The organism is Arthrobacter sp. MYb227, assembly GCF_002975435.1.
Lineage (GTDB): Bacteria > Actinomycetota > Actinomycetes > Actinomycetales > Micrococcaceae > Paeniglutamicibacter.
In genome coordinates this window covers 804,640-828,392 of the sequence record NZ_PCPT01000001.1, presented here as the reverse complement: position 1 = coordinate 828,392, position 23,753 = coordinate 804,640, and the positions used below count along the sequence as shown (strand labels likewise).

27 protein-coding genes are annotated in these 23,753 nt (G+C 54.6%); 19 read left to right on the top strand and 8 right to left on the bottom strand.

Annotated features, from left to right (window positions below):
* Nucleotides 1-7: 7 nt before the first annotated feature.
* From CQ018_RS03965 to CQ018_RS03950, 4 genes are all read right to left on the bottom strand, one after another.
* Nucleotides 8-1,294 carry a dicarboxylate/amino acid:cation symporter gene (locus CQ018_RS03965; RefSeq protein WP_105548718.1) on the bottom strand — a complete coding sequence of 429 codons (1,287 nt, stop codon included), beginning with the start codon at nt 1,292-1,294 and terminating at the stop codon, nt 8-10.
* Between the two features lie 173 nt (nt 1,295-1,467).
* The gene (locus CQ018_RS03960) at nt 1,468-3,417 is read right to left on the bottom strand and encodes an acyl-CoA dehydrogenase family protein (RefSeq protein ID WP_105548616.1); all 1,950 of its coding nucleotides are present in this window, start codon (nt 3,415-3,417) and stop codon (nt 1,468-1,470) included.
* Nucleotides 3,418-3,561: 144 nt separating this feature from the next.
* Nucleotides 3,562-4,074, bottom strand: coding sequence for a hypothetical protein (locus CQ018_RS03955; RefSeq protein WP_105548615.1), 513 nt, complete (start codon nt 4,072-4,074; stop codon nt 3,562-3,564).
* A gap of 74 nt (nt 4,075-4,148) precedes the next feature.
* Complete coding sequence (locus tag CQ018_RS03950) at nt 4,149-4,835, bottom strand: metalloregulator ArsR/SmtB family transcription factor (protein ID WP_105548614.1); 687 nt, start codon at nt 4,833-4,835, stop codon at nt 4,149-4,151.
* Between the two features lie 95 nt (nt 4,836-4,930).
* On the opposite strand from CQ018_RS03950, the gene CQ018_RS03945 reads away from it, so the two are divergent.
* Entirely contained in the window at nt 4,931-5,338 is a 408-nt protein-coding gene (locus CQ018_RS03945) for a DoxX family membrane protein (RefSeq protein ID WP_105548613.1), read from the top strand.
* A gap of 119 nt (nt 5,339-5,457) precedes the next feature.
* Here CQ018_RS03945 and CQ018_RS03940 read toward each other — a convergent pair whose 3' ends face one another.
* A complete protein-coding gene (locus CQ018_RS03940; RefSeq protein ID WP_105548612.1) occupies nt 5,458-5,952 on the bottom strand; it encodes a hypothetical protein in 495 nt (164 codons plus the stop codon).
* A gap of 236 nt (nt 5,953-6,188) precedes the next feature.
* On the opposite strand from CQ018_RS03940, the gene CQ018_RS03935 reads away from it, so the two are divergent.
* The 3 genes from CQ018_RS03935 (at nt 6,189) to CQ018_RS03925 (ending at nt 8,800) form a co-directional block, all read left to right on the top strand.
* Nucleotides 6,189-6,482: a cupin domain-containing protein gene (locus tag CQ018_RS03935; protein WP_105548611.1), complete on the top strand. Its 294-nt coding sequence runs from the start codon at nt 6,189-6,191 to the stop codon at nt 6,480-6,482.
* 198 nt (nt 6,483-6,680) lie between these two features.
* Nucleotides 6,681-8,351 (top strand): MDR family MFS transporter, encoded by a 1,671-nt coding sequence (locus CQ018_RS03930; protein WP_105548610.1) that lies wholly within the window; start codon nt 6,681-6,683, stop codon nt 8,349-8,351.
* A 194-nt stretch (nt 8,352-8,545) separates the two neighbouring features.
* Complete coding sequence (locus CQ018_RS03925) at nt 8,546-8,800, top strand: hypothetical protein (RefSeq protein WP_105548609.1); 255 nt, start codon at nt 8,546-8,548, stop codon at nt 8,798-8,800.
* Between the two features lie 184 nt (nt 8,801-8,984).
* On the opposite strand, the gene CQ018_RS03920 is transcribed toward CQ018_RS03925, so the two are convergent.
* Both CQ018_RS03920 and CQ018_RS03915 read right to left on the bottom strand, forming a co-directional pair.
* On the bottom strand, nt 8,985-10,376 hold the full coding sequence (locus CQ018_RS03920; protein ID WP_105548608.1) for an aspartate aminotransferase family protein: 1,392 nt from the start codon (nt 10,374-10,376) through the stop codon (nt 8,985-8,987).
* Nucleotides 10,373-10,810 carry an Lrp/AsnC family transcriptional regulator gene (locus tag CQ018_RS03915; protein ID WP_105548717.1) on the bottom strand — a complete coding sequence of 146 codons (438 nt, stop codon included), beginning with the start codon at nt 10,808-10,810 and terminating at the stop codon, nt 10,373-10,375. The genes CQ018_RS03920 and CQ018_RS03915 overlap by 4 nt, the downstream gene beginning before the upstream one ends.
* Nucleotides 10,811-11,127: 317 nt before the next feature.
* Here CQ018_RS03915 and CQ018_RS03910 point away from each other — a divergent pair, with 317 nt between their 5' ends.
* The 10 genes from CQ018_RS03910 to CQ018_RS20215 all read left to right on the top strand — a co-directional run bounded on the left by CQ018_RS03910 (nt 11,128) and on the right by CQ018_RS20215 (nt 18,540).
* Nucleotides 11,128-12,375, top strand: coding sequence for a spermidine/putrescine ABC transporter substrate-binding protein (locus CQ018_RS03910; RefSeq protein WP_105548607.1), 1,248 nt, complete (start codon nt 11,128-11,130; stop codon nt 12,373-12,375).
* Complete coding sequence (locus CQ018_RS03905) at nt 12,375-13,592, top strand: PotD/PotF family extracellular solute-binding protein (protein WP_105548606.1); 1,218 nt, start codon at nt 12,375-12,377, stop codon at nt 13,590-13,592. Before CQ018_RS03910 ends, CQ018_RS03905 begins: the two co-directional genes overlap by 1 nt.
* 37 nt (nt 13,593-13,629) lie before the next feature.
* Nucleotides 13,630-14,748 carry an ABC transporter ATP-binding protein gene (locus CQ018_RS03900; RefSeq protein ID WP_105548605.1) on the top strand — a complete coding sequence of 373 codons (1,119 nt, stop codon included), beginning with the start codon at nt 13,630-13,632 and terminating at the stop codon, nt 14,746-14,748.
* Complete coding sequence (locus tag CQ018_RS03895) at nt 14,745-15,686, top strand: ABC transporter permease (protein ID WP_105548604.1); 942 nt, start codon at nt 14,745-14,747, stop codon at nt 15,684-15,686. Before CQ018_RS03900 ends, CQ018_RS03895 begins: the two co-directional genes overlap by 4 nt.
* An 11-nt stretch (nt 15,687-15,697) precedes the next feature.
* Entirely contained in the window at nt 15,698-16,495 is a 798-nt protein-coding gene (locus tag CQ018_RS03890; protein ID WP_105548603.1) for an ABC transporter permease, read from the top strand.
* Nucleotides 16,496-16,653: 158 nt separating this feature from the next.
* Nucleotides 16,654-17,127 (top strand): MarR family winged helix-turn-helix transcriptional regulator, encoded by a 474-nt coding sequence (locus CQ018_RS03885; RefSeq protein ID WP_105548602.1) that lies wholly within the window; start codon nt 16,654-16,656, stop codon nt 17,125-17,127.
* A 390-nt stretch (nt 17,128-17,517) separates the two neighbouring features.
* On the top strand, nt 17,518-17,754 hold the full coding sequence (gene rpmB / locus CQ018_RS03880) for a 50S ribosomal protein L28 (RefSeq protein ID WP_105548601.1): 237 nt from the start codon (nt 17,518-17,520) through the stop codon (nt 17,752-17,754).
* Nucleotides 17,754-17,921 (top strand): 50S ribosomal protein L33, encoded by a 168-nt coding sequence (gene rpmG / locus CQ018_RS03875; protein WP_007270730.1) that lies wholly within the window; start codon nt 17,754-17,756, stop codon nt 17,919-17,921. The genes rpmB and rpmG overlap by 1 nt, the downstream gene beginning before the upstream one ends.
* A 2-nt stretch (nt 17,922-17,923) precedes the next feature.
* On the top strand, nt 17,924-18,229 hold the full coding sequence (gene rpsN, locus CQ018_RS03870; protein ID WP_105548600.1) for a 30S ribosomal protein S14: 306 nt from the start codon (nt 17,924-17,926) through the stop codon (nt 18,227-18,229).
* Nucleotides 18,230-18,345: 116 nt separating this feature from the next.
* Entirely contained in the window at nt 18,346-18,540 is a 195-nt protein-coding gene (locus tag CQ018_RS20215) for a hypothetical protein (protein ID WP_146111812.1), read from the top strand.
* 472 nt (nt 18,541-19,012) lie between these two features.
* Here the strand turns inward: CQ018_RS20215 and CQ018_RS03860 are convergent, their stop codons facing one another.
* Nucleotides 19,013-19,651 carry a DUF1992 domain-containing protein gene (locus CQ018_RS03860; protein ID WP_105548598.1) on the bottom strand — a complete coding sequence of 213 codons (639 nt, stop codon included), beginning with the start codon at nt 19,649-19,651 and terminating at the stop codon, nt 19,013-19,015.
* A 141-nt stretch (nt 19,652-19,792) separates the two neighbouring features.
* On the opposite strand from CQ018_RS03860, the gene CQ018_RS03855 reads away from it, so the two are divergent.
* The 5 genes from CQ018_RS03855 (at nt 19,793) to CQ018_RS03835 (ending at nt 23,750) form a co-directional block, all read left to right on the top strand.
* Nucleotides 19,793-20,740: an SDR family NAD(P)-dependent oxidoreductase gene (locus CQ018_RS03855; protein ID WP_181149711.1), complete on the top strand. Its 948-nt coding sequence runs from the start codon at nt 19,793-19,795 to the stop codon at nt 20,738-20,740.
* 322 nt (nt 20,741-21,062) lie between these two features.
* Nucleotides 21,063-21,347 (top strand): HU family DNA-binding protein, encoded by a 285-nt coding sequence (locus CQ018_RS03850; RefSeq protein ID WP_105548596.1) that lies wholly within the window; start codon nt 21,063-21,065, stop codon nt 21,345-21,347.
* 277 nt (nt 21,348-21,624) lie between these two features.
* The gene (locus CQ018_RS03845; protein WP_105548595.1) at nt 21,625-22,251 is read left to right on the top strand and encodes a hypothetical protein; all 627 of its coding nucleotides are present in this window, start codon (nt 21,625-21,627) and stop codon (nt 22,249-22,251) included.
* Nucleotides 22,252-22,314: 63 nt separating this feature from the next.
* Nucleotides 22,315-22,920, top strand: coding sequence for a copper resistance protein CopC (locus CQ018_RS03840; RefSeq protein ID WP_105548594.1), 606 nt, complete (start codon nt 22,315-22,317; stop codon nt 22,918-22,920).
* 272 nt (nt 22,921-23,192) lie between these two features.
* Nucleotides 23,193-23,750 (top strand): copper chaperone PCu(A)C, encoded by a 558-nt coding sequence (locus CQ018_RS03835; protein ID WP_181149709.1) that lies wholly within the window; start codon nt 23,193-23,195, stop codon nt 23,748-23,750.
* Nucleotides 23,751-23,753: the final 3 nt, after the last annotated feature.

The window sequence follows — 23,753 nt, the reverse complement described above, 5'->3', positions numbered from 1 at the left end:
GTAAATGTTAGTTGCTTGGCAGCACGTGAGCTTCTACCTTGCTACCTGCGGCTGCTTCAACTGCCTCATCTTCCGGATCCTGTGCCTGAGTACCCAGACGACCGCGAGTGAGCTTGTTCATGATGATGGCGATGGCACCATCACCTGTCACGTTGGTAGCGGTACCGAAGCTATCAAGTGCAATGTAAGCAGCGAACATCAGGCCAACCTCGAGTTCACCGAAGCCGAGCATCTGTGAGAGCAGACCCGCTGCTGCGGCGATGGCGCCACCTGGAACGCCGGGAGCTGCGATCATCATGACGCCGAGCATCAGGATGAAGGGCAGGTATGCGCCGAAGGAAACGTCGCCGCCGGTGAGCAGGAGTACTGCGATGGAGAAGCAAGTGATCTTGACCATCGAGCCGGAGAGGTGAATGGTGGCGCACAGCGGAATCACAAAGCCTGCAACCGAGTTGGAGACCTTGTTCTTCTTGGTGGATTCCAGAGTCACCGGGATGGTTGCGGCCGAGGAAGAGGTGCCAAGGGCCGTGAAGTATGCATCGCGCATGTTCCACAGTGCCTTCAGCGGGTTCTGGCCCGACATTGCTCCGGCAATCGAGTACTGGACCAGCAGGATAACAATGCACAGGATGAACGAAACGACGGCAACAAGCAGGAACTTGGTGACGACCGTGATTGCCGAGCCACTTGCCGACAGATCCATGAAGATACCGAAAATGAACAGTGGCAAGGCCGGAACAATGATACGGCGAATGACCGATTCAATGATGGTGCGGAATTCAACTGCGCCGCGGAAAAGCACCTTGGAGTGGAAGGCCGTGAGACCAACACCAACGACGAATGCGAGTACCAGGGCACTCATGACACCGATGACCGGTGGGAGCACGATTTCTGTGGCCGAGTCGCCGGCACTGCCAACGATCGTAATGTATGGGGTAAAGCCGGAGCCGCCTTCTTCACCAAGTTCGGAAAGCCCACCGCCGGCCAATGATCCGGTGAAGAGCCAACGGCTCACGAAGTATGCGAGAAGACCCGCGATGACCGTCGAACCATAGGCGATGCCGGCCGTCACGCCGAGCCACTTGCCGGCGCCTTTGCCAAGTTCGGCGATTGCCGGCATGACAAGACCGAGAATAATCAGGGGCACGATGAAGCCCAGGAAGCCCGAGAAGATCGAGTTGTAGGTTAGGAAAACTCCGCCAAGCCAGATAGGCATGATCGGGCCGGTCAAAATGCCCAGAATGATGGCTATGACAATCCAGCCGAGCAATGGAATCGATTTCAGGAACTTCATGTGGTCCTCAAGGGTGACGGGAACAAGTACCGCTTGTGCGCGAGACAGAGTGGTGGCGCAGGTCACGCCTCAGCCATAGTAGACGCTTTGGATGATTCTCCGAAATCCATCAGGTGTTTGTGCCCGTTAGGCCGTGCCCGAGGGCTAGTCTGCACAGCCTGCGGCAGGCAATTTTATGAGCCGTAGGGACGGCGCTGATCCGGCAGATGATCTGCCGACCAATCTGCAATCCAGACTCCTGTTCCTTCGGAAGGATCGATGATTCCTTCCTCAAGCCATGCGAACTCTCCTGAAAGTACCTTCTTGGTCAACTTCTTGTCGGTCTTATCGCTATGTGACCAGAGTTCCTTGAACAGGGTTTCGCAGCGATGCTCGGCTTGTTCGCAGAAAGCAAGGGCCAAGAGTTCAGCGGAGTCTGCGTGAGCTGGATCGGTGCTGCGCATCATTTCAACCCGTGAAACACAGGCTGCCATGGCAAAAAGTTCTGCACCAATATCAACTACACGGCCCAAGAAAGCTTGGTGGGATTCCATGCCCGCCTGCCAGGTGGCCATGCCAGCAAATGTGTGGCGAGCGAGCCGACGCGATGCTCGTTCTACAAAGCGCAGTACCGGGGCAAGGCGTCCATTATCGGAATACGCGGTGGGCAACAAGCCCGATCCAATGGCCAGAGTAGGAAGCCATTTTGCATAGAAACCAGAGGCGCCAATGGCTGCCTTGGCCTTTGCCTGCAAATCCGCATCCTTGCTGGCCAGATCCCCGGCAGCCTTCAGGTGAGCATCAACTGCATCACGGGCAATCAAAAGGTGCATGATCTCGGTGGAGCCCTCAAAGATTCTATTGATCCGCAAATCCCGCAGTAATTGCTCAACCGGGACCGCTCGTTCACCACGGGCCCGCTGCGAGGCTGCGGTTTCGTATCCACGACCACCACGGATCTGCAGTAATTCATCGGCGATCTCGTAGGAAACTTCTGAAGAGAAAAGCTTGGCAAGGGCCGCCTCGATGCGTACATCTTTCATTCCGGCATCCGCAAGTCCCGCGGAAAGCTCAAATACCGCCTCCAAGGCAAAGGTGCTAGCCGCTATGTAGGCGATCTTCTTTCCCACTGCTTCATGCTTACCAACCGGCTTACCCCACTGCACCCGGGCATTAGACCATTCCCGAGCGATCTTCAACGACCACTTTCCAGCCCCGGCACACATGGCAGGGATCGAAAGTCTGCCGGTATTCAGAGTGCTCAGCGCAATCTTCAGTCCGGAGCCTTCCTTGCCTAGCCGGTTCTCCACGGGAACCTCAACATTATGGAAACGAGTTACCCCGTTCTCTATGCCTTTGAGGCCCATGAAAGCGTTTCGGTTTTCGACGGTGATTCCCGGTGCATCTGCCTCAACAACAAAGGCGCTAATGCCGCCACGGGCTATGCTGCCATCGGGTAGTTGGCGTTTGGGAACTGCGGCCATCACCACGAGCAGCTCGGCAACAACACCATTGGTGGTCCACAACTTCGCACCATTGATGCGGTAGCTTTTTCCATCCTCGGAAAGGGTCGCGGTGGTACCAAGCCGTGCGGGATCCGAACCCACGTCGTTTTCGGTGAGGAGGAATGCGGAGATCGCACCCGCCGCACAGCGCGGGAGGAATGCTTGTTTCTGTGCCTCGGTACCGAACATTTTGACCGGCTCGGGGACACCAATTGATTGGTGGGCCGAAAGAAGTGCACCCATTGACGGGTTTACGCTTCCCACCAACATCAGCGCCCTGCCATAATCGAGCAAGCTCAGTCCCAAGCCGCCGTACTCGAGGGGGATTTTCATTCCAAAGGCACCAATTTCGCGCAGCGCCGCAATGTAAGAATCGGGGATGCGCGATTCGGACTCGATACGAGCCGAGTCAAACGTTTCTAGGGTTGTGCGCAAGTTTTTGAGGAACTCGGATCCACGGGCTGCGCTGACTGGATCTGGTTGTGGGTGCGGATGGATCAATGACCAGTTGAAGTCACCCATATAGAGGCCCTTGGCAAAGCTTGGACGCTCCCAGCCTTTTTCGCGTGCGTCTTCGGCTACCTGACGGGCAACCTTTTCATCAACGTGTGCGCTGTGGGTGCGATCATCAATGCTCATGGCAGTTCCTCTTCCCAATGACGGAAGGCCTGACACTACTGGGTAACGCAGACCCTACGAGCTAGTAACCCCAGCCTAGCTTCGGAGGTCGATTGCCGGTAGGGGGGTGTGGGAGTTCCACCCGTTTGGTGCTGTGCTCAGGAACTACTCGGTGGTACCAGCCCGAAGAAGTCGATCCGCTACCAGTATGTAACCCTGGCTGCTCGGGATGAATTGCAACTCGTGAGGATCTGTCCATCCGGCTTGTTCAATGGTGGCCGCGTTGGCATCGTGGGTGTGAATTGTGGTGGCGATATCCACTATGGCAATGAGGCGATTGTCGCGACTCTGAGCATCAGTGAACGTGATTTCAACGCTTGAGTCCTTGATCTGGAAGCCTGAATCAAGATAGTCCTTGCGGGTATCACCGAAGCTCTCCTCGGCTATTGCCGCGCGGTATGTGCCTGATGACTCTGCGCTAGATGTGGTGTGTTTGCCCAAAAGCGTCTTGGCTAATTCGGTTTCGTAGTTCAGCAACTCGTTGGTGAGCTTCTTGCGCTGGGCCGTTGTGATCTCAGGAGAACTGGTGGATCCGTTGGAACCACTAGTGCAGCCGGTAACGGCGAGCGAGAGTGCAACAAGTGAGGTGAACGCGTGAAACTTGGAAGAAGCAGGCATGAACAATTCTTACACGCCGCATGATCTGTCGGGGGGGTATTGAGCTAACTCAAGGAGAGTTGGCAGGGAACTGTTTAGGCTTCGTGTGCTTGGGTCGAGAGCGGATCCAGCCGCACACAGCAGTGCCCATCTCGGCTGGGAGCTTCGAAACAGGCGGTGTAGGGGGCTTGGGTTCTTTCAACCACGGCGGTGAGTAGCTCGAGGTTCATCGTGCATACTGTGTCGCGGTAATTGGTGGAGAGCTGGTGGAAAGGGCAATCCAAGAGTCCTACCGAACCATTTTCGCGTTCCTCGGGTCGGTACCCGTGATCCGTGAGGGCTTGTTCGATGGAGTGTGCCTTGGTACCGATATCGTTCCCGGCTTCGCGGGCGACTTCCGCAAGGACAACATTTACCGGGCGGTTTTGAGCGCTCGAGCGTTCGATGGCTTTGGCCATGAGATCAGCGGCAAACGGGTATTCGCGGTGCGGAACACTTGCTGTGATTTCGCTCTGCGCAATGGAGTAAAGCTTTGAAGGCCGTCCGGAACCGGGGCCGCCCTTCCCATTGAGCCTACGGAAATCAACGGCGAGCAGGCCCTCATCGGCCAACCGATCAAGTTGAAATGCAACTGTATTGCGTGGCATTGAGAGAGCCGATGCGGCTTCGTCCCTGCCCACAGGTTCTTCTCGGGTTCGGACGAATTCGTAGACGGCATTGCGTACCGGATCGGCGAGTACAGATAGTGCGTTGAGTTCTTGACCCTTTGGAAGCAACCTCATGGAGTCAGTATAAATCTAAAACTAGTAACTGTTGACTTAGAAATTCCTGTGATTCTAAAATGAGGTATCACTACTTTAGAAAGAAGGTGTGGATCATGGCTACACACACGGTGAGTGCTCCAACGGAGGCATCCACCAAGCTCAACCACCAAGCATTCATGTTGTTGCGGACCATCTTTACGGTGGCACCGATCCTCTTCGGTCTTGATAAGTTCACCAACCTGCTGACCGACTGGACTCATTACCTCGCTCCCTTGGCCACCGATATCATCCCGGTGACCCCTCAGGTATTCATGTACGGAGTTGGCGTTATTGAAATCATCGCCGGCATCCTGGTGGCACTGCGCCCAAAGATTGGATCGCTCGTTGTTTGTCTGTGGCTGCTGGGCATCATTGTGAATCTGTTGATCGTTGGCAATTACTTTGATGTTGGGCTGCGCGACTTTGGGCTCCTTGTTGCAGCACTTGCCCTGAATCGACTCGCAATGGCGCGGGATCGGTGAGGGTAGCGAACTTTCCCGCAGCGAAAGTTTTACAAGCCAAAAAAGAGAAGAAGGTAGCTTGGTTTGCTCATTGATGAGCAAACCAAGCTACCTTCTTCTCACCCCTTGAAAGGGGCTGGCTACTTGGAGTCGCGCTTTGCCTGGCGCTGAGCGCCAGCGGCCTGGGAGGCGGCCTGGGAGCGTGGAGTTCCCGCCTTGGTATTGCGCCCAGAGACTTGTCCCGAGCTGACTCCATCGGAGTCTGAGCCTACGGAATCAGGTCCCGTTGAGTGACCAGATTGTGCCCGAGCTAAGCGTTCTGCCTTGAGCGCCTCGGCGGTTTCCTTGGCCACGGTGGCAAGTCGGTCACTGACCCGAGAGAGTGCCTCTTCGAAAATCTCGGCGCGTTGGGCGGACTTGCCGTGACGCGGCCGAGCTGCACCTCGAGCTCCTTCATCTATTACACCCGCTGCGGCCTTGCGGCGGTAATTTTTTGTGTGTTTCTTGCGAGCGCGGCGCACACGTTTGTGCAGGGCCAGTAGTTCATCTTCGTCCAGTAAAGCCAGTCGCACATCTTCGACTTCGCGGATTAGATCTCGTTCGTCGTCCTTGAGGATACCCAGAAGTGTTTCCAATTCGATGTCCTTTCCAATGCTCAGCTGAAGTAATGGGTGTGATTCAGACTACGTCGGAAACGAACAATGTATGGGATCTGGTTCTCATGTCCCACGTCATGAACGCGAGAGTTCTTGGAGCGTCGATGCGGAAGTTGTGAGGATGGAATGGAGAAGCCGTATTTACCGAGTTTCTCGGGCGTAGTAGGTCCGGGTACGTTTCTGCGCCGATTCCTCCATAAGTAAGAAGAGTAAACATGACATCTAACGCACGCACCTTGGCCCAGTCCACAATCCAAATCGATAACGAACGCGTCACCGTCACCGAATGGCGTTTTGCCCCGGGAAGCGAAACCGGTTGGCACGTTCATCCTGTTGATTATGTTGTAGTGCCAATGAGCAGCGGTGAGCTGGTGCTGGAAACTCGAGAAGAAACGGTGACCAATCAGCTCACTGCCGGGCATTCTTATACCCGTAGCGCGGGCAGCGAACATAATGTTTTCAACGCTTCCGAGACCGAATTCGTCTTCGTTGAAATCGAACTGAAGTGAGTCCCTGTATATGAGCTGTGTAGATGCTAGCCCCCGTTGTATCGAAGCTTGCGAACTGCAACTATTAGAGGGTGTTCATCAGCGGTCGCGTCAAGCGCAATACTAATCGGTGAAACCCAGATTCTCAGGATCTCTGACTGGACCCTGCACAACCTGGCCAATGTTGTGGGAACGGGAAGGGCCAAAACCATGGCTCATATGTCAGTGCAAGAGCTCAGCAGCGAAACCAGCCGCCAACGAAGCATCCTGCTGGTCTTTGCCGGCCTGATCCTGACAATGTTGTTGGCATCGCTAGACCAAACCATCTTTTCCACGGCACTGCCCACCATCGTTGGCGAACTCAACGGTGTGGATCGAATGCTGTGGGTCATCACCATCTACATTCTTGCCTCCACCATCATGCTGCCGATCTACGGCAAAATGGGCGACATCGTGGGACGCAAGGGACTATTCCTTGCCGCCATTAGTCTGTTCATTATTGGATCGATCGTTGGTGGATTTGCCCAGGACATGGATTGGCTCATTGCCGGGCGCGGTATCCAAGGTCTTGGCGGTGGTGGGCTGATGGTCCTATCGCAAGCCATCATTGCCGATGTGGTGCCGGCGCGTGAACGTGGAAAATATATGGGCATCATGGGTGGGGTCTTTGCCATTTCATCAGTAGCGGGCCCCTTGCTGGGCGGTTGGTTTACCGAAGAGATTACTTGGCGCTGGTGTTTGTGGATGAACATTCCGTTAGGGATTGCGGCCCTTGTTGCGGCAATCTTCTTCCTGCATCTATCTCCAGTTGAAAGCAAGAAACCCAAGATTGATATTGCCGGAATGCTCCTGCTCGCCATCGCTTCAACGGCCTTGGTGTTGCTGACCACCTGGGGAGGCACCACATACGCATGGACCTCCTCGCTGATTTTATCTTTGATCGCGGTAACGGTACTGGCCGGGGTGGTATTCGTAGTTGTTGAACGTCGCGCCCAAGCACCGATCATGTCGATGCATCTCTTCGCTCAATCCAACTTCATTCTCACCACCATTGCCGGGTTGATCATTGGCGTAGCAATGTTCGGGGCCCTCGCCTACCTGCCAACTTTCCTGCAGATGGTCACCGGTGCCAACGCGACTCAGGCAGGTCTGTTGATGATCCCCATGATGGGAGGCGTGCTGCTGACCTCGATCGGTTCTGGCGCGCTGGTATCCAAAACTGGACGTTATAAGTGGTATCCGGTGGTGGGTACCTTCATTGTTGCCGGGGCGCTTGCATTACTTTCAACCATGAATGCGCAATTGCCGGTATGGATCATCTGTAGCTATCTGGCCCTGATGGGCATTGGACTAGGCCTAGGCATGCAGATTCTGGTGCTAATCGTGCAAAATACGTTCCCACTGGCCGAAGTGGGAATGGCTACAGCATCAAATAATTATTTCCGGCAGATCGGGGCCTCAATTGGTACAGCAGTTGTTGGAAGCGTATTTGTCACCAACCTGGGTAACCTGTTGACCGAGCGGCTTCCGCAGGCGGCCGGAATGAATGCGGGATCCGAGAATTCATTGACACCTGGTGCCGTGCGCGCACTACCCGAACCCATTCGGAACATCATTGTTGGTGCCTATAGTGACTCACTGACCCCGGTATTCCTCTACATGGTTCCCTTGGTTCTACTTGCCGCAGTGATCCTGATCTTCCTGAAGGAAAAACCGCTTGCAACAACGCTTGATCGTGGGCGTGAAGCATTGGAGTCCGCGGAAATTGGGGCAGCGCCGAGTGCTCCAGAAACGGTTGATTTTTCCAAGGGACACACGGACAACAAGGTGCCCGACAATGAAGAATCAAAAATCCCTAAGCACCGGGCAAACTCGGAGAACGCGTTGTAGTCGCGAGTTTACAGAAGATCTTGATTTCGTGGAAGTAGCGTTCGGATGGGAGAAATGCGCTCAAATAATCGTGTCTAAGGCACTGCCGAGCTAGAAAATTGTTAGGTATCGAATAGCATGTTGACTTGTACCGTTGGTGGGGGAGTGCACAAGCGGATCCGGCCGAAAACCCATGACGAGGAGCAAAACGCACCATGGCTAAGAAACAGAAGTTTGGACCACTGGGAGTATTTTTCTTAATCCTGGCCATTTTGGTTTGCCTAACTCTGCCATTTGCCATCATGAGTGGTCTCCAAGAAGGAATATTCACCGGCTCCTTGAAATCAGCATTGAGCGGCGCGGTTCTCACACTGATGATCGGTGTGCTGTTCACCGCAATAACAATCTTCTGGGAGCCAATCTGGAATGTTCTTGTTGCAAAATTCAAAGGTGAGTCACCAGAAAAGTAGACGGCTACGCAGCGGTAATTTGTGGGCCCTATTCGAAGAGTTTCCGGCTACTAGCTGCGAAAATTCAAGGCGTGCTCGGGTCATACACTTATGGTCCAAGCACACAAGAGGGGGGCTGGGGCGAACGTGAAATAGCTAAGTCACGCTCGTCCCAACCCCCTCAAACACGGGACGTTGTCTCGGCTTAGAGGTGGTTCTCCGCCTCGGTCAGCACACCACGCAAGATCGACTCCATCTGGTCGAACTCGGCCGGACCCATGGTTAGTGGTGGGGCCAGCTGGATGACCGGGTCACCACGGTCATCGGCGCGGCAGTACAGCCCGGCATCGTAGAGTGCCGTGGAGAGGAAGCCACGCAGTAAGCGTTCTGATTCCTCGTCATTGAACGTCTCCTTGGTCTTCTTGTCCTTTACCAGCTCGATGCCGTAGAAGTAACCGGCTCCGCGCACGTCACCAACGATCGGAAGATCCTTGAGCTTTTCAAGCGTTGACTTGAAGATCGGGGCGTTGTCCTTCACTCGCTGGTTCAGGCCTTCGCGCTCGAAGATATCAAGGTTTGCCATGGCCACCGCGGTGGATACCGGGTGCCCACCGAAGGTGTAGCCGTGGTAGAAGGTAGTATCTCCGTGCTTGAACGGTTCGAAGAGCTTCTCCGAGGCGATCATGGCACCCAATGGTGAATAGCCGCTGGTGATGCCCTTGGCACAGGTGATAATGTCCGGAACGTAGCCGAAGTCTTCACAGGCAAACATTGAGCCGATGCGACCGAAAGCGCAGATGACCTCGTCGGAGACCAGCAGCACATCGTTCTCGTCGCAGATCTCGCGCACGCGCTGGAAATAGCCCGGCGGTGGCGGGAAGCAGCCGCCGGAGTTCTGTACCGGCTCGAGGAAGACGGCGGCGACAGAGTCGGCACCCTCGAACTCGATGGCCTCGCGGATGCGCTCGGCTGCCCAGAGGCCGAAGTCCTTCTCGTTGTCGGCGAACTGCTCGGGCGCGCGGTAGAAGTTGGTGTTCGGGACGCGGAAGGTGCCGGGCACCAGCGGCTCGAACGGGGTCTTCATATCCGGAAGCGAGGTGATGGCCAGGGCGCCCTGCGGGGTGCCATGGTAGGCCAGCGCACGGGAAATGACCTTGTGCTTGCCGGGCTTGCCCTGCAGCTTGAAGTACTGCTTGGCCAGCTTGAAGGCCGACTCGACGGCCTCGCCGCCACCGGTGGTGAAGAAGACGCGGTTCAAATCACCAGGTGCGTAGGCCGCTAGGCGTTCTGCTAGGTCGATTGCCGGTTCGTGGGCGTAGGACCATAGCGGCATAAAGGCAAGCTTTTCCGCCTGCTTGGCGGCGGCTTCGGCAAGCTCGGTGCGGCCGTGGCCGGCGTTGACTACGAAGAGTCCGGCAAGACCATCAATGTAGCTTTTGCCTTGGTCATCCCAGAGGGTGTGGCCCTCGCCGCGGGTAATGATCGGGACGCGGGCGCCCTCCTGCAAAGGGGAGTGGCGTGCCATATGCATCCAGAGGTGGTCGCGGGCAGCGATCTGACGATCAGTGCCACGCGGGGTGGTATTAACAATGCTCATCGGGTACCCCAGTTATATTCCTGTTTACGCAATGAGAGATACATGAACGTTTCCGTTTCGCGTACGCCCTCGATTGCCCGAATTTCAGTGATGATTCGCAATAGGTCCTCATCATTTGCGCAAATAACTTCCGCAATGATGTCCGAAGGCCCGGCGACTACAACGCAGTAGTCAACCTCCGGGAGTGCCGCGATTCGGTCGGCGGTGGCAATAATGTCACCCGTTGATCGAATTCCCAGCATGGCTTGTCGCTTGAATCCAAGCTGTAGCGGATCTGTTACCGCAACAACCTGCATGACCTTGCTGTCGACGAGTTTTTGAACCCGCTGCCGCACCGCCGCTTCGCTGAGGCCAACGGCCTTGCCAACGGAGGCATAAGAACGCCGACCGTCTTCTTGCAATTGCTCAATGATTGCCTTGGATGTTGCATCCATGGTGAATCCGTTGCCGGCGCCGGTGTGCGCGGAGTGGGTCACTGCTTATCGACCTCCTGATCGAGCGATGTGTCGTACAAAGAATGTTCAAAGTGGTGCAAACCACGTTGGTGCACCCGAGCCTATCCTGTGGGAATCAGTTGTGGAAGTGGTGTTACACGATGGATTTCGTTCTGATGGAAATTAACTCAATCGGAAACTATTGTTATGAACCATATTTTCTGACATGATCCAAGTCACACAATCGAATGTGCTGCTGGCCACGAAGCGCGAATTGTCCGGTATTCACATGATCGAAAGCTGAAGGGGAACCGGCCATGTCTAATCCAAGTCATCGTGAACTGCCTAAAGACCCAATGATTCGTTCACTGATCGTTCAAGCGCAGCGTGCACAGCTTTCACGCCGCAAGCTTCTGGCAGGTGCCGGAGGTCTGGGCTTGACCGGACTCTTAGCCGCTTGTGGAACCGGTTCAAAGGGTGCAGTCAGTGGAGGCGGCGCTACTGCTGCCGCGCCGGCTGTCACCGATAATTCGGCCACCGACAAGAACGTTTTCTGGGCCAACTGGACCCTGTACTTGGACTACGACGATAAGACAAAGCAGTACCCAACATTGCTGGAATTTACCAAACGCACGGGCATTGCCGCACACTATGTCGAAGACATCGATGGCAATGACACCTACTACGGAAAAATCCAGGGTCAGCTGGCGGCGGGACAAGATATTGGGCAGGACATTATTACCCTGACCGACTGGATGGCAGCACGCTTGATCCGCCAGGGTTACACACAAAAGCTTGATCACGCGAACATCCCCAATATTAAGAATCTGCTCCCAGCACTGAAAGATGTTGATTTTGACCCGGGACGGGATCAATCACTGACCTGGCAAAGCGGTTATGCGGGGATCGCTTGGAATAAGGCGAAATACCCCAAGGGACTACGTAACGTCTCGGACCTATGGAATCCAGACCTCAAGGGCCGCATCACTGTACTTGACGAAATGCGCGACACCATGGGGCTGCTTTTGCTAGGTGATGGTGTTGATCTTTCGGGTTCATGGGGAGATGCCGAATTTACCAAGGCCACCGAGACACTGACCAAGCAAATCAGTGACGGACAGATCCGCCAGGTCAAGGGCAACTCCTACAAGGAAGATTTCATCTCCGGTGACGCGATTGCGGGCATCGTCTGGAGCGGAGACATTGTTCAAATGAACTTTGAGAACAATGACCAGTGGGAATTTGTGCTTCCCGAAGCAGGCGGAACCCTGTGGAGCGATAACCTCATGGTTCCGCTTGGTTCACCACGTAAAACCAATGCCGAGAAGCTGATGAACTTCTACTACGAACCGGATATTGCCGCCCAGGTTGCCGCCTACGTGAACTTCATTTCCCCGGTGCAGGGCGCCAAGCAAGCGATGGAAAAGATTGACCCGTCTCTGGTAAATAATCCACTAATTTTCCCGTCCGATGCGGATCTCGCACAGGCGCATGCCTTCCGAAGCCTCAGTGCCGAAGAAGAAACCACATACAACGATCTGTTTCAAACAGCGATTGGAGCATAATGTCTCGCAGTGAGCATCAGCGTGAATCCCTACTACGTCTGAGCCGTGGAATTGCAGCAGCCCAGGTATCACGTAGGGGTGTCTTGGCGGGCGCTGGAGGGCTAGCCTTGGCTGGCCTACTTGCTGCATGCGGTACCTCTGGTGGCAACAAAGTCGCTGCACCATCGGCAGCGGCAGATCTTTCGGCCGAATCCAAGGTGGTGAATTGGGCGAACTGGACCTTGTATCTGGACTACGACGATAAGTCTAAGAAATACCCAACTCTTGAGCGGTTCAAGAAGGAAACCGGCCTCAAGGCAACATACGCCGAAGATATCGATTCTAACGATATGTACTACGGCAAGATCCAGGCCCAACTTGCCGCTGGCAAGGATATCGGACAAGACATCATTACCCCCAGCGACTGGATGTCGGAGCGACTGATTCGTCAGGGCTATGTGCAAGAACTTGACCATGCAAATATCCCAAATATTAAGAACCTGCTTCCAGAACTCAAGGATGTGCGCTTCGATAAGGGCCGCACCAGGTCATTGACCTGGCAATCAGGCTTTACGGGTCTTGCCTGGAATAAGGAAGTCTTCCCGCAGGGACTGAAGAACGTATCGGATTTGTGGGATCCGGCGCTCAAGGGCCGTGTCACGGTGCTTGATGAAATGCGTGACACCATGCCAATGCTGCTACTTGACCAAGGTGTAGATATTGCCGGGGATTGGGGACTTGACGAATACAACAAGGCCCTAGACGTCCTTGACGAGAACATTAAAAACGGACAGATCCGCCAGGTCAAGGGCAACTCCTACAAACAGGACTTCATCTCCGGGGATGCAATTGCAGGCCTCGTTTATTCGGGCGATATCACCCAGCTGAACTTTGAAGAGGGGGACAAATGGGAGTTTGTCATGCCAGAACGTAAGGGACTGATTTGGAGCGATAACTTCATGGTTCCCATTGGCTCGCCCCACAAGACCAACGCAGAGAAACTCATGAACTTCTACTACGACCCGGCTGTCGCAGCGGAAGTAGCTGCATATGTGAACTATGTGTGCCCGGTGGTGGGGGCCCGCGAAGCAATGATGGATATCGACCCAGAACTTGTCGATAACCCACTGATCTTCCCCACCGAAGAATTCCTGAATCTAGCGACCACCGAACGCGAAATGAGCGTTGAGGAAGAAACCGAATTCCAGAACCTATTCCAGCAAGTGATTGGCGCCTAACGTGAGTATCACAACCACACAGCAGGATCGAAGCGCAATGAACGTATCTTCTGGCGCCGACCTGCACCTACAAAACGTGACCAAGCGGTTCACCGAGTTCGCGGCAGTTGATGATCTAACCCTGACGGTACCCAGCGGCACATTCTTTGCCTTGCTAGGACCTTCGGGCTGCGGCAAAACCACTACGTTGCGCATGATTGCTGGCCTAGAACAACCGACAAGCGGCAGCATTAGCATCGGCGGCCAGGATGTCACCAAGCTTCCCTCGTTCCAACGCCAGGTCAATACGGTCTTCCAGTCGTACGCACTGTTTCCACACATGAGCGTGCTGGATAACGTTGCCTTTGGACTCAAACGCAAGGGAGCCAAAGACCACATGGCCAGGGCCAAGGCCGCGCTGGAAATGGTTGAGCTGCTTCATCTGAGTTCACGTAAGCCGGTTCAGCTCTCCGGTGGCCAGCAGCAACGTGTTGCGCTCGCCCGTGCCTTGGTGAACCGTCCTGCGGTGCTGTTGCTTGATGAGCCTCTTGGCGCACTAGATATGAAGTTGCGCCGGCAGATGCAGGTTGAACTCAAGGCCATCCAGACCGAGGTGGGCCTGACGTTCATTCACGTAACCCATGACCAAGAAGAAGCAATGACCATGGCCGACACCGTGGCCGTGATGAACAAGGGCAGAATCGAGCAGATGGGCGCCCCGCGAGACCTCTACGAACTGCCCCAAACGGCATTCGTTGCAAACTTCCTGGGCAAGTCGAACCTGATGCACGGTGAGATTGTTGAAGATCTTGGTGACGCAGTTGCAGTGAATGCCTCGGGGCACCGGCTTGTCATGCCAAAAAACCGTTCGGTGGCGCATAGCGGGTCGGCGATCGTGGGGGTGCGTCCGGAAAAGATGAGCATCCTGAACATGCCTGATGACTATTCACAGAGCGCCAACATGCTCACCGGCACCGTTCTTGATGCCTCATTTACGGGGGTGAGCACCGAATACCTCGTTGAGGTTCCGGGCATTGGAACCATTGCTACCTTCTCGCAGAACATGGGCCAACGTCCGGCTCAGCACGGCGATACAGTGCGTATGACGTGGGAACCAGAATTCTCCTTTGGTCTAGATGGTAGCGAAGCGACAACAGAGGGGCAGGAGGCGGTATGAGTACCACCGCTACCCGCGGCAGAAAAAAGAACGATGCCCCGGTAGATCTACGCAGTGAAGAGGAAATCGCGGCCGAAAAGCGGAAGGGACGCGTCGGCCTTTATTTGATCATCCCGGGCATGGCATTCCTTGCACTCTTCTTTGCCGCCCCGGTGTTGGTATTGCTTTCCATGTCGCTGTACAGCAAACCCCCGGGCGCGGAGATTGGTGAGTTTGTTCCTGCCCTGCAATTTAGCAACTACAGCACCGTGATTGTTGCTTACTGGGAAGTCTTCATTCGTTCCTTCGTCTTTGCCCTGATTGCCACGGTTGCAGCCCTATTGATCGGCTATCCCATGGCCTATCTGGTTGCCGTGCGATTGCGTGGACGCCAACTGATGCAAGGCATCTTGCTGGTACTGCTCATTGCACCGTTCTTCTCTAGCTTCATCCTGCGTACCCAGGCCTGGAAACAGATCCTCTCCGACGAAGGACCGGTGGTCACTGTCCTTCGAGCCATTGCGATCCTGCCACCGGATGGGCACCTGACTGCAACAGCGTTCGCCGTTGTCTGCGGTTTGACCTATAACTTCCTGCCGTTCATGATGCTGCCCATCTACGCAAACCTCGACAGGCTCGATACCAGCCTGCTTGAAGCTTCGGGAGATTTGTATGCAAGCCCGATGACAACGTTCTTCAAGGTCACCTTGCCGCTTTCAATGCCAGGCGTTTTTGCGGGAACCTTGCTGACGTTTATTCCAGCCGCCGGCGACTACGTCAACGCGGCCCTGCTGGGCAACAACAGAGACACCGCAATGATCGGCCAGATCATTGATTCACGGTTCTTCAAGGTAGTTGATTACCCGGGCGCTTCGGCTCTGAGCTTCATCTTGATGATCCTCATCCTGGCCCTTGTCCTGATCTACATCCGGCGCTTCGGCACCAAGGAACTCTTTTAGGAGGTTATGGCATGAGACAAACACTAGGACGCTGGTTTATCCCCGTCGCTGGAGGCCTAGCCTTCGTATACCTGTTGGTCCCCATCGCATACATCTTTGTATTTTCGTTCAATGATGCAGGGCGCACCAACCTCGAATGGCGTGGCTTCACCCTTGATAACTGGCAGAACCCCTGTGGTGCGCCAAACGTTTGCCAATCATTGGTCAACTCGCTACAAATTGGTGTAGTGGCAACAATTGTTGCAACGGTTTTGGGGACCTGTATCGCCATTGGTTTGGTGCGTTACAAGTTCAAGTTCCGCAATACGGCAGACCTGTTGATCATCTTGCCGCTGGCAACACCCGAAGTCGTCCTGGGTGCTTCGCTCTTGGCCCAGTTCCTGAACCTGGGATGGGAGCTTGGCTTCTCCACCATCGTGATCTCACACATCATGTTCTGTATGTCATTTGTTGTCGTCACGGTCCGGGCCCGTGTCTCTTCCCTAGATCCACGACTCGAGGAAGCGGCAAATGATCTATATGCCAGCCCGTTTATGACGTTCTGGAAGGTGACCTTCCCGCTGCTGGTTCCGGGCATCGTTGCCGCAGCACTGCTGTCCTTCGCGATGAGTTTTGATGACTTCATCATCACCAACTTCAACTCAGGTAATTTCTCGACCTTCCCGAAATTCATCTACGTTTCGGCCACCCGAGGAATTCCGGCACAGGCCAACGTGATCGGTTCGGCAATGTTTATCTTGGCCTTGGTGGTAGTTATTTCCTCGCAGGTTATTGCCTATCGTCGACGCAAGGCTCTCGCCGCAAGATAAGAGCTTGAACAAATTAGCAAGAAATACTTAAAGCCTTGGGGGAAGGGTCCTTCGGTTCGCTGAAAGTTAGCGGTGAACCGAAGGACCTTTTTTTGCAGTGAATGCAGAAACTGCTGGCTAGAGACGCTGGGGACAGTGCTTATGACAGGATGTTAGGTATGAGTGATCCGAAGTGGTTGAGCCCCGTTGAACGTGAAGCCTGGTTGGCGATGCTTTCGGTGACAACTCTTTTACCTGCAGCTCTCGATAGCGACCTTCACGTACAAGCCAAGATCACGCTTTTTGACTACGATGTGCTGGCAATGCTTTCCGAAGCCCCCGAGCGTTTTCTTCCGATGAGTGAACTAGCCTCGCGGACAAGTGCCTCACTCTCACGGCTATCGCATGTTGTAAAAAAACTTGAAGCACGCGGCTGGGTGCAGCGCAACCGATCGAAAGATGATGCCCGTGTCACCATTGCAGCGCTTACCGACGATGGCTGGGAAATGATTTACCAGTTGGCACCGCAACATGTTGCCTCGGTTCGCAAGCTGATTTTTGATGGCCTTGACGAACACGATGTATCCGAATTGGCCCGGATTGGCAGGAAAATCACTGCTCGGCTTGACCCGGAAAACTGGATTCTTCGCTGATCCACTGCGACTTCATCCACAGACGTGAGACAGATCGCAATTAAAGACACGCTTTTGGGTGCATACGATTTGGCCTCGGATGTGTTAATCGCCTAGAATAGTAAGGCGTTAAGTCGTGCATGCCCAAGTGGTGTGCGCGGTTACCCGTAAAACCGAATATCGTGGTCAATCGAGTAGGGAAAAGTACTCACCGACCACGAGGTTCACCGTCTTTCACGCTAATAAAGGCGCTTCGGTTGGTTCTCACCCAGCCTGGTTACCTTCAAAGTGTGCAGTAATAACGGTGTCACAACTGGTGGCGGGACTCTTATACGCAGATTCAGAGGCAGCAGTTTCCGCTGTATCTGTACATTGAGTACCGCCAATATTTACTACAACTGAGGAGTGATCATGGCAGCTGTATGCCAGGTGACCGGTGCAGTTCCGAACTTCGGACACAGCATCTCCCACTCGCACCGTCGCAACAAGCGTCGGTTCGACCCGAATATCCAAAAGAAGCGTTACTGGGTTCCGTCCTTGCGCCGCAATGTTACCTTGACCCTTTCGGTCAAGGGCATCAAGCTCATTGACGTCCGCGGCATCGATGCCGTAGTAACCGACCTGCTTGCGAAGGGTGTGAAGCTCTAGTGGCTAAGGATAAGGACGTACGTCCGATTATCAAGCTCAAGTCGACCGCCGGTACCGGGTTCACCTACGTGACCCGCAAGAACCGTCGTAACAACCCAGACCGTATGGTTCTGAAGAAATACGACCCGGTAGTCCGCAAGCACGTCGAATTCCGAGAGGAGCGCTAAACATGGCTAAGAAGTCAATGATTGCTAAGAACGAGCAGCGCAAGGTCATTGTTGAGCGTTACGCCGAAAAGCGTGCAGCCCTCAAGAAGACCCTCGTTGACCCGAACGCAACCGATGAGGCACGCGAAGAGGCTCGTCTGGGCCTGCAGAAGCTGCCCCGCAACGCATCGCCGGTACGCGTTCGTAACCGCGACGCCATCGATGGCCGCCCGCGCGGTACCTTCCAGAAGTTCGGTATCTCCCGTGTTCGCTTCCGCGACATGGCACACCGTGGCGAGCTTCCGGGCATCACCAAGTCTTCCTGGTAAATTCCAGAAGCTGTCAAAGGCCCCAACCGTAACGGTTGGGGCCTTTGGCCATTTAACAAGCATTCTACGGCCCAGAAACTCAACAAAAACGTACTCAAGGCGGGTATCCTCAAGGTATGGATACGATTTCCATCATCATGATCAGCGTCATTGTTCTGCTCTGTGTTTTATCCGTTGTCTACGGATTCCGCAGAAGCTTGGACCGGCGTGCAAACAAGCTCCAGCGTAATGACCCTGAGACTGCGAGGGCCCTACACGAAGCTCAACGCAATATAGACCTAGGTAAAGGCGGCCAAGGACGTCGTCTCTAAGCTGTGCAGTTCCAGCTGGGCTTTGAAGCAGGCCTCGTGCCGCCCAACGACTGTCCAATCTGCGTGAACTTGTGGAATCTGCGCGGTGTGCCTCCTACTAGACGAAGCAATATACGCTGCCGGTCATCTACAGAGTAAGCAATATTCATAGCGGTCAGCTGATATATCCGCTACGCTGACAAGATGAATTGGGCTTGGTTGGTCACCCTTGTATACGGCGTTGGAGTACTGATTAGCTGTCAACTTCTAGAGTTGAGCGGACTGCAGACCGTCAGCGTTTATGTGCTTAGCTTCATTCTCCTGTGGGCGGTCCGGTATTTTATGGAGCGTCAGATGAACGCGAAGCGGCTCGCGCACGAAGCTGCCCGGCGCGCACGGTTGAGTCTGACAGAGCTCAATATTGTGCACAACTACAAAGAATCCGCCTAGCGATCCCACCGATACCTACCGTGATACCAGCGGAAATTGGTGTTTAGCCGCGCTGGAAAAGACGCTTAAACCATGAGGCCTTGCTCGTTTTGACCTCAGTGGTGGTCGGCAAAACGGTAGCGGTTCGTAACCGGCGCCGCTGCTCCCAAGCATGCAGCTCAGCTGTAACATCGCGTAGTTTGGTGATGACCGGTGGACCGCCATTGAGCTGACGGCGGGCATTGATAATACGTGAGTTAAAATCATCGAGCAGCTCACGTACCTGCGCGGGAGAGTTCAAGGCATCCACTGTTGACTCAAGCTCCGCGTCCTCCTTACGGAGCAACAACGCAGGTGGTCCAACACCGCTAATCTTTTCTCGTTCCATCATGCCCTTGACCCACCAGTCGGGATCTTGATTGGTTCCAAGACCGGGAATCGGTTTACCCGCATAGGCCAGGTTATCGAAGTCGCCCCGAGCAAATGCCGCGTCAAGCGCGCTATTTGCCACTTCCCAGACTTCTTCTTCGGCGCTGTAATGAACGGTTGCAGGTAGCTTGTCGTTCTCCTCGGTGAAGCTACGCCCTGTGGCCTGCGCAGACTCATCTGTGGGCAGGGGAGTTTCTTCGAGTTCTCGGGCCAAACGGTATCTGGCGGCATTGAGTGTTGCATCTCGCTCGGAGTCTTTGTTCTGTGCTGCCATGATCTTTCCCCCCCTTGCTCTAAAATGCCTTGGTTTAACCCTAGCGAGTTCACGGTGTTGGGAACAATATCTGCGGCACAATCCACAGATTTGACCTACTTGAAGAGCACTCGTAAGCAAAGCCGAGTAGCTTTGTCTTTCATGAGCAACTCGTATTTCCCGCGCACAGCCCTCACCCAACCACCCCAGAATGGGGCCGGAAAACGCATTCTGGTCACCGGAGCCAACGCCGGCATTGGGTTCTGGACGAGTCTGCAGCTGGCACAACGCGGTGCCGAAGTCATCATGGCATGTAGGAATATGGAGAAGGCCGAACGCGCGGCAGCAACGATTCGCTCACTGCTACCGCATGCAACAATCAAGACGCTCAACCTTGATGTTTCAAGCCTTGAGTCGGTTGCTATCGCCGTAGATAAGTTACAAGGGCTAGAACGGCTCGATGTGTTGGTAGCTAATGCGGGCGTTGTCCATGCCCCGTCTAAGCGTAAGGAAAGCGTCGACGGGCTGGAACTTGTTGCAGCAACTAACTACTTTGGTCATTTTGCCCTCAGCGCCGGACTCTTGCCGGTACTTGAAAGAACTCCCGGTTCGCGAGTCCTAACGCTTGGATCCCTTGCAACATTATTGGTCAAACCACGCATCAATGATCTGCAATTGCGAGAAAACTATTCGAGCTGGCGGGCCTATGCACAGTCAAAAATTATGACACAATCCTTTGCCTTTGAGCTCGATAAGCGCCTGAAACGCTCGGGCAGTGGTGTGCGTAGTCTCTGCGCTCATCCCGGGTATTCGATATCGGGGCGGACCCCGTTTGTCGCGGGGATCAATGAACCAAATTCGGTCAAGCGCGTGATCGATGGCATCCAGGCTCCCTTTACACAGGGTAAAAATCATGGGGCCTGGCCAGTGGTTCGAGCGGCATTGGACCCACACACAATGGATGAAAACGGGCCAATATTCTTCGGTCCGCGGGCCCTAGTTAAGGGCTCGGCGGTGAAGCAGCGACCCGCACGTATCACCACCGATTCCGGCACCGCTCGGGCCATCTGGAGCGAAGCGGAGCAGGCCACCAAAATGAGCTTGCTCTAAGTCAGATTTTCAAAGATCTGCAGTTTTCCTGATCGGAAAATGCGATCGATCTACCGATGAATTCTGAGCAAAATGAGCCAAAAACACCGATGTTGGTTTTCCTCTCAAGGACCCTTCAAAACGTGCCATACGTCTCGCTAGGGGCTTAAAAGTTGCTGTTGAACGAGAAAAATTGGCAAAACTCAAAAAATTTCCCGGGAATTCGCCCCTTTTAGGGCGTTTCGCGGCTCAACATTTGGTAAGTTCTCACACAGAAGTCCCCGCGAATGCGAGGCGTCCTGAACCGAAACCGGTCGGGAAGAGAAGTCCAGGAGGACATACTTTGGCTATGAACCGTAGTGAACTTGTTGCAGCCGTCGCCGAGAAGACCGGCAACTCCCAGGTAGCTGTAAATGGCGTTTTGGATGCAGTGTTCGAGGTTTTCGTTGCACAGATCTCGCAGGGTGAAAAGGTCTCGATCCCGGGCTGGCTCGCAGTAGAGCGCACCGACCGTGCAGCTCGCACCGGCCGCAACCCGCAGACCGGCGAAGCCATCCAGATTCCTGCTGGCCACTCGGTCAAGCTGACCGCTGGTTCGAAGCTGAAGGCTGCTGTAACCGGCAAGTAATCTGCGACCTCGCAGAAACACTTAAGCCGCGCGTTTTTCGCCGTTTGATGACGGAGATGAACGCGCGGCTTTCGTCTTTAACACGTGAGATGAAAATCGAGACCCAAAGAAATTCTTATTCAAGATTCGAACTCATTGCGGAAATCAAGGAAGATAAGAGTCGGAAGATTCTTCCATCGAATCTCCACATAGAATTCTACGGTTCGTAGAATCGCGTAAGATGGAGCGTTGGGACGTGAAGAAACGTTCCCGCTCGAATAATTGGAAGGGATGAGGCATGAAAGATCATGGCCTGCGCATCATGCGTGGCTGGATCGGTGCGCTCATCTGCACATGCCTTGCCGCAGCCTCACATACCCTTGCCGATGGCGTTGCCCCACCCTTGGTGATCGTTGGGTTGGTCTTAGCTATCTCGGGCGTTATCTGCACAGCACTGGCGGCCGCCACATTCTCCTTGCTCCGAACCGCCCTTGCGGTACTTTTGAGCCAAGGCCTCTACCACTTAGTCTTTGGTCTTTTTGGGCATCATGCATCCGGTGGTCACGTGAGATCAATTGGTGGCACCGGGGTCCACGCAAACCATACGATGGCACTGAGCATTGAACCGTCTCTGGGTTTAAGCCCCGATCTCGGGGCCTCGGACGGACATCTCATGGTCGCCTCACACCTCGTTGCCGCGGTGCTCACCATCGCAACGCTGCGTAAAGGTGAATTAGCAGCAGCAACACTGCTAGATAGCATTTTGCTCTGTATCCCGCGCCGAATCCTCTATGCCCGGATCTGGCAACCCAGCTCCCCGCGTAGCACCCCGGTGCCAGCCTCGCCCGCCGGCATCATTCGTTTTGACTTCCTCTTCCCCGCACTGCGCAGACGCGGCCCTCCGGTAATCCTTGCCATCGCGTAATTGCCAATCGCAGGACACGACGGGATCCCCGGCTTCATGGCGGGGAGAACAGGATAGAAAACAATGAATTTTTCGACAAATCTTTCACGATCCAAGACACGTATTGTTGCGCTGATTGCCGCAGCGCTGTTGTGCATGATGACACTTTTGGGTGTCAATAGTGCCAGCGCCCATGACGAACTTGTGGCAACAACCCCTACTCAGGGTGCCGTGTTGGAGAGCTCGCCCAAGGAATTCGTGCTGACCTTTAGCGGTGCGCTGAAGCAAATCGGAACCATCATCAAGCTGCAAGATGCCAACGGGGAATCCGTTGAAACGGCTTTCACGATTGTTGGTCGAGACCTTACCGTCACACCGGTAGCTGCGCTTCCCAATGGTGAGTACTCGCTGGTGACTCGTGTGGTTTCCTCCGATGGGCATCCCATCGATAAGAAGCTGGAATTCAGCGTGAAGAACTCACAGGCTGTTACAAGCGCGGAACCAACACCTGCAGCAAACCAAGCACCGTCCGCAGAACCAACGGCGCAAGCCACAGCCGCACCGGTGGCCCCGGAGGAAGCAAAGACCTTCATGGGTCTACCCACCGGTGTGATTTGGGCTCTTGTTGGTGTTGTGGTGCTCGGCTCCGTAGCGATGGTTCTTGCCAAGACGCGCCGTACGGGCAAATAACACTCGCGCGCTTCTGGCTCGTTATCCCTCCCAAGCCCACTCACGTTGGGTCTGGGGGACTTCATTCATACCCATTTTTTGGGCGTTTCCTACGTGGACCGAATTTTCGGACTTAAAACGTACGTGAATTTTTGGTAGTAGCAAGAAATGTGCAACACCGAAAACTTCGCATGGAGAAACGACCCGACTAGCGGGTTCGGTACAAATCGCCCCCCTTGCGTGATCAAGGGATGTGGCGGCCAAACCCGCATCAATTTTCCTGGAGAATCCTCATGACTAAAAACATCATTTCAACCAAGTCCCGTTTGGCTCGCTTTGGCGGTGCTGCACTCACCGCCGCTTTGACCGGTGCACTTCTCACCGGCTGTGCAAGCACCGATAGTGCCGGAGCCAATCAGAGTGCCGGCTCGGTATCAACGGCCCCCGCAGTGCTGGTGCAGGAGGCCTGGGTTAAGGCCGGCACCGACGGAATGACCAGTGGTTTCGCCGAATTGAAGAACACCACCGAGAAAAACATGGAACTTGTCTCGGTCAGCTCGGATGCGGCAACCGATGTCGAACTACATGACATGATCGGTTCCGGCGGTGCCATGAGCATGGAGCCGCTCGATGGTCCGCTGGTGATTCCCGCACACTCGAGTGTGAACCTTGAACCCGGTGGCAAACACATCATGTTCATGAACCTCACCCAAGAGCTCAAGGCTGGTACCACCATCACGGTGGTGCTGAACTTTGCGGATCAGAGCACCCAGAGTGTTGATTTTGATATCAAGGACTTCAGCGGAGCGAAGGAATCCTACGCCCCAGCAGAAGACCACGGGAGCCATTGATCG

Bases quoted from the DNA above. Each gene is read 5' to 3' on its own strand.
- CQ018_RS03935 (WP_105548611.1), top strand. From the start codon at position 6,189: ATGACATCTAACGCACGCACCTTGGCCCAGTCCACAATCCAAATCGAT.
- rpsN (WP_105548600.1), top strand. From the start codon at position 17,924: ATGGCTAAGAAGTCAATGATTGCTAAGAACGAGCAGCGCAAGGTCATT.
- CQ018_RS03890 (WP_105548603.1), top strand. From the start codon at position 15,698: ATGAGACAAACACTAGGACGCTGGTTTATCCCCGTCGCTGGAGGCCTA.
- CQ018_RS03860 (WP_105548598.1), bottom strand. From the start codon at position 19,651: ATGGCAGCACAGAACAAAGACTCCGAGCGAGATGCAACACTCAATGCC.
- rpmB (WP_105548601.1), top strand. From the start codon at position 17,518: ATGGCAGCTGTATGCCAGGTGACCGGTGCAGTTCCGAACTTCGGACAC.
- CQ018_RS03885 (WP_105548602.1), top strand. From the start codon at position 16,654: ATGAGTGATCCGAAGTGGTTGAGCCCCGTTGAACGTGAAGCCTGGTTG.
- CQ018_RS03920 (WP_105548608.1), bottom strand. From the start codon at position 10,376: ATGAGCATTGTTAATACCACCCCGCGTGGCACTGATCGTCAGATCGCT.
- CQ018_RS03900 (WP_105548605.1), top strand. From the start codon at position 13,630: ATGAACGTATCTTCTGGCGCCGACCTGCACCTACAAAACGTGACCAAG.
- CQ018_RS03960 (WP_105548616.1), bottom strand. From the start codon at position 3,417: ATGAGCATTGATGATCGCACCCACAGCGCACACGTTGATGAAAAGGTT.
- CQ018_RS03835 (WP_181149709.1), top strand. From the start codon at position 23,193: ATGACTAAAAACATCATTTCAACCAAGTCCCGTTTGGCTCGCTTTGGC.
- CQ018_RS03925 (WP_105548609.1), top strand. From the start codon at position 8,546: ATGGCTAAGAAACAGAAGTTTGGACCACTGGGAGTATTTTTCTTAATC.
- CQ018_RS03930 (WP_105548610.1), top strand. From the start codon at position 6,681: ATGTCAGTGCAAGAGCTCAGCAGCGAAACCAGCCGCCAACGAAGCATC.
- CQ018_RS03950 (WP_105548614.1), bottom strand. From the start codon at position 4,835: ATGAGGTTGCTTCCAAAGGGTCAAGAACTCAACGCACTATCTGTACTC.
- CQ018_RS03845 (WP_105548595.1), top strand. From the start codon at position 21,625: ATGAAAGATCATGGCCTGCGCATCATGCGTGGCTGGATCGGTGCGCTC.
- CQ018_RS03965 (WP_105548718.1), bottom strand. From the start codon at position 1,294: ATGAAGTTCCTGAAATCGATTCCATTGCTCGGCTGGATTGTCATAGCC.
- CQ018_RS03945 (WP_105548613.1), top strand. From the start codon at position 4,931: ATGGCTACACACACGGTGAGTGCTCCAACGGAGGCATCCACCAAGCTC.
- CQ018_RS03840 (WP_105548594.1), top strand. From the start codon at position 22,315: ATGAATTTTTCGACAAATCTTTCACGATCCAAGACACGTATTGTTGCG.
- CQ018_RS03905 (WP_105548606.1), top strand. From the start codon at position 12,375: ATGTCTCGCAGTGAGCATCAGCGTGAATCCCTACTACGTCTGAGCCGT.
- CQ018_RS03895 (WP_105548604.1), top strand. From the start codon at position 14,745: ATGAGTACCACCGCTACCCGCGGCAGAAAAAAGAACGATGCCCCGGTA.
- CQ018_RS03955 (WP_105548615.1), bottom strand. From the start codon at position 4,074: ATGCCTGCTTCTTCCAAGTTTCACGCGTTCACCTCACTTGTTGCACTC.
- CQ018_RS03915 (WP_105548717.1), bottom strand. From the start codon at position 10,810: ATGGATGCAACATCCAAGGCAATCATTGAGCAATTGCAAGAAGACGGT.
- CQ018_RS20215 (WP_146111812.1), top strand. From the start codon at position 18,346: ATGGATACGATTTCCATCATCATGATCAGCGTCATTGTTCTGCTCTGT.
- CQ018_RS03855 (WP_181149711.1), top strand. From the start codon at position 19,793: ATGAGCAACTCGTATTTCCCGCGCACAGCCCTCACCCAACCACCCCAG.
- CQ018_RS03910 (WP_105548607.1), top strand. From the start codon at position 11,128: ATGTCTAATCCAAGTCATCGTGAACTGCCTAAAGACCCAATGATTCGT.